Source organism: Lactobacillus sp. N54.MGS-719 (assembly GCF_000980505.1).
GTDB lineage: Bacteria > Bacillota > Bacilli > Lactobacillales > Lactobacillaceae > Lactobacillus > Lactobacillus amylovorus.
In genome coordinates, this window is sequence record NZ_LARO01000075.1 from 1 (window position 1) to 3,195 (window position 3,195).

2 protein-coding genes are annotated in these 3,195 nt (G+C 40.8%); both read right to left on the minus strand.

The window, feature by feature from the left end; all coding sequences use genetic code 11:
• Positions 1–140 precede the first annotated feature (140 nt).
• The gene (locus tag WS44_RS08810) at positions 141–1,634 is read right to left on the minus strand and encodes a DEAD/DEAH box helicase (RefSeq protein ID WP_046434048.1); all 1,494 of its coding nucleotides are present in this window, start codon (positions 1,632–1,634) and stop codon (positions 141–143) included.
• A gap of 13 nt (positions 1,635–1,647) precedes the next feature.
• Positions 1,648–3,015, minus strand: coding sequence for a UDP-N-acetylmuramoyl-tripeptide--D-alanyl-D-alanine ligase (gene murF / locus WS44_RS08815; protein ID WP_013641455.1), 1,368 nt, complete (start codon positions 3,013–3,015; stop codon positions 1,648–1,650).
• Between the last annotated feature and the right edge of the window lie 180 nt (positions 3,016–3,195).

Here is a 3,195-nt window from a genome sequence, read left to right on the forward strand (position 1 = left end):
TATTTAACTCGATTCTCCGGGAGCCATTTCCCGATTAGGCCTGTATTTCAAAATAAAATTGCTTAAAATCGTTGATAACACTTGACTTAGAGTAGAAAAAAGAAGTTGTCAGAATAACAACTTCTTTTTTAGGATAAAAATTAATCTTTTTTATTCTTGATAATAAATTCATGACCATTGCCACGACCGCGCTTACCACGATTGCCATTATGACGATAGTTGTGGTTGTTGCGACGGTGATAATTACCATTGCCATGTCCACGATTGTTGCGTCCCTTGCCGCGACCGCCACGGTGGTGACGACCATCTCCCTTGTATGGAAGTGGCTTTTCTGGGGTGATCTTAACCTTAACGTCAGTAGAATCTTTAGAAAGATTCTTCAAGAAGGCTGCAACCAAATCAAGTGCTGAGTAGTTATCAAGCAGTTCACTAGCTTCTTGCGTGTACTTGCCCAAATCACCATTCATCAAATCTTCGATTTCAGCTTCAGCTTGCTTCAATTGACCACGGAAAGCTTGCGCATCTGTAGGTGGACGAAGTGGTGACATCTTCTTCTGGGTTAATTGTTCGATGGTTCTCATGTAGCCAATTTCATTTGGCGTTACAAAAGTTACTGAAATTCCGTTTTGACCGGCACGACCAGTTCTACCAATACGGTGAACGTAAGAATCTGGATCTTGCGGAATATCGTAGTTATAAACGTGAGTAACACCTGAAATGTCAAGTCCACGAGCAGCGACATCAGTGGCTACCAAAATATCAAGCTTACCTTCACGGAATCGCTTCAAGACGGCCATTCTGCGAGCTTGTGACAAGTCACCGTGAATACCGGCTGCATTATAGCCACGAGCTTGCAAGCCACGTGTCAGCTCATCTACGCGGCGTTTAGTACGACCAAAGACCAAAGCCAAGTCTGGACCTTGAACATCGATTAAACGACACATAATGTCGAATTTTTCTGATTCTTTGGCACGAACAAAGTATTGATCGATTAAGTCTGCAGTTAATTCCTTAGCCTTAATTTGAACAATTTTAGGATGGTTCATGAACTTTTCGCCAATACGTAAGATTGGCTTAGGCATCGTTGCACTAAAGAGCAAAGTTTGCTTGCGGTTCTTGGCATACTTCAAAATGCTTTCAATATCTTGAATAAAGCCCATATCAAGCATTTCGTCTGCTTCATCTAGAACAACAGCCTTAACTTTGTCCAAATTGATTGTGCCACGCTTTAAGTGATCCAATAAACGTCCTGGAGTACCTACTAAAATTGATGGTACATGGTGCTTTAAAGAACGAATTTGACGACCAATATCAGCTCCACCATAAACTACTTGTACGTGGGCATGTTCATCACGACCTAGACGGAATAATTCCTCTTGAGTCTGAATAGCCAATTCACGCGTTGGTTCAATAATGATCGCTTGAATTGCTTTTTCTTTTTTATCAATAGTTTGTAAAATTGGCAAACCAAAAGCAGCAGTCTTACCTGTACCAGTTTGCGCTTGACCAATTACATCCTTGCCCGCTAAAGCAAGTGGAATAGTTTGTTCCTGGATTGGAGTTGCTTCTTCAAAGCCTGAGCGTTTAATTGCCTTAAGAAGCGCATCGTTTAATCCTAATTCTGAAAATTTCAAAAAATTTATTCTCCTATCTTAGTCGGGCTAAGACATTTTCAAGGTGCATCCCGTGTGAACCCTTTAATACAACAATGTCGTCCGGCTTAATATCATTTTTAAGATCGTCGATCATACGATCCATTTGATCTTGTGTATAATAATGCAAATGTTCTGGCTTATACTTGTCTTTCAATGCATCGTACAAGTTTTTCATTTCAGGGCCGTACAAATATACTTCATTGATGATTTGTGGATCCAAAGTATCACTTAAACCAGCGTGAAGTGCAGGAGAGTTCTTACCTAATTCAAGCATATCGCCCAAGACGGCAATTCTACAACCGTCGTCTTTAACTTCAACTTGACCAAAGCTAGTAACAACGGCTCTAACAGCAGTTGGGTTAGAGTTATAAACGTCGCTCATAATTGCTTCGCCGGCATCGCCCTTTTCCCACTCCATTCTGTTAGCAGTTGGCTTGAAGTTAGAAAGTGATGAGGCAATTTCTTCATCGCTTTCGCCAAAGTGACGACCAACACTAATTGCAGCCATAGCGTTTGAAACGTTGTGCTTACCAATCATTGGGATTGAGAACTTTTGCTCTGAATCGTTAATAGTGAAAGTAGCATGGTGCATGTAGCTCTTAAAGCCAGTAGCGTGAACTGTATCTTCATCCCTGAAGCCAAAGGTAGCCTTAACTTGATCAAGCTTCTTAGCACGTTCTTGTAACAATGGTTCATCACCGTTGAAGATAAATTCACCGTCTTCACGCAAGAAGTCGGTAATTTCCATCTTGGCATCGGCAATCTTGTCACGTGTACCAAAGAATTCGATGTGAGCTTCACCAATCATAGTGATTACGGCTACATCAGGATGAGTCAATTCACTTAAGTGGTGTAATTGACCAGGTCTGTCCATACCCATTTCAAGTACCAAAATTTCAGTATTTGGCTTCATTTCAAGAATGGTCATTGGCACACCAATCTCGTTATTAAAGTTGGCTTGTGTCTTATGAACGTTAAAACGCTTGGACAAAACGGCAGCTACCATGTCTTTAGTAGTAGTCTTACCATTTGAACCAGTAATACCAACTACAGTTGGGTTAACCTTGCGTAAGTAGTAGCGTGCCAAATCTTGCATTGCGCTAAGTGGATCATCTACTTCGATTACCGCAATATTCTCTGGTTTGTTAGGGTGTCCCTTCTTCCAAAGCGTAGCAGAAGCACCATTACTAATAGCACCAGCTACGAAATCATGTCCGTCACGTTCACCTTCAAGTGGTACAAACAAACCACCATTTGTGATCTTTCTGGAGTCAAAGGCAACAGAAGTAATAACTGTTTGATCGTCGCCTTCACAAGTTGTATTTAAAGCCTTGGCAATTTCCGCCATTTGCATTTTCATTGAATAATTACTCCCATAAAAACAATTTTATACAGACACCATTATACTGTCTTTCAAGTATTCTGCCAAATAATCTATAACAAAACATACTAATCTAGTGTTGGATGATTACTCGACGGAGTAGTCGTTCAACACTTTTTCTTTTACTATGTAAAGTGGAGATGAAGCCAATGCCGTGAC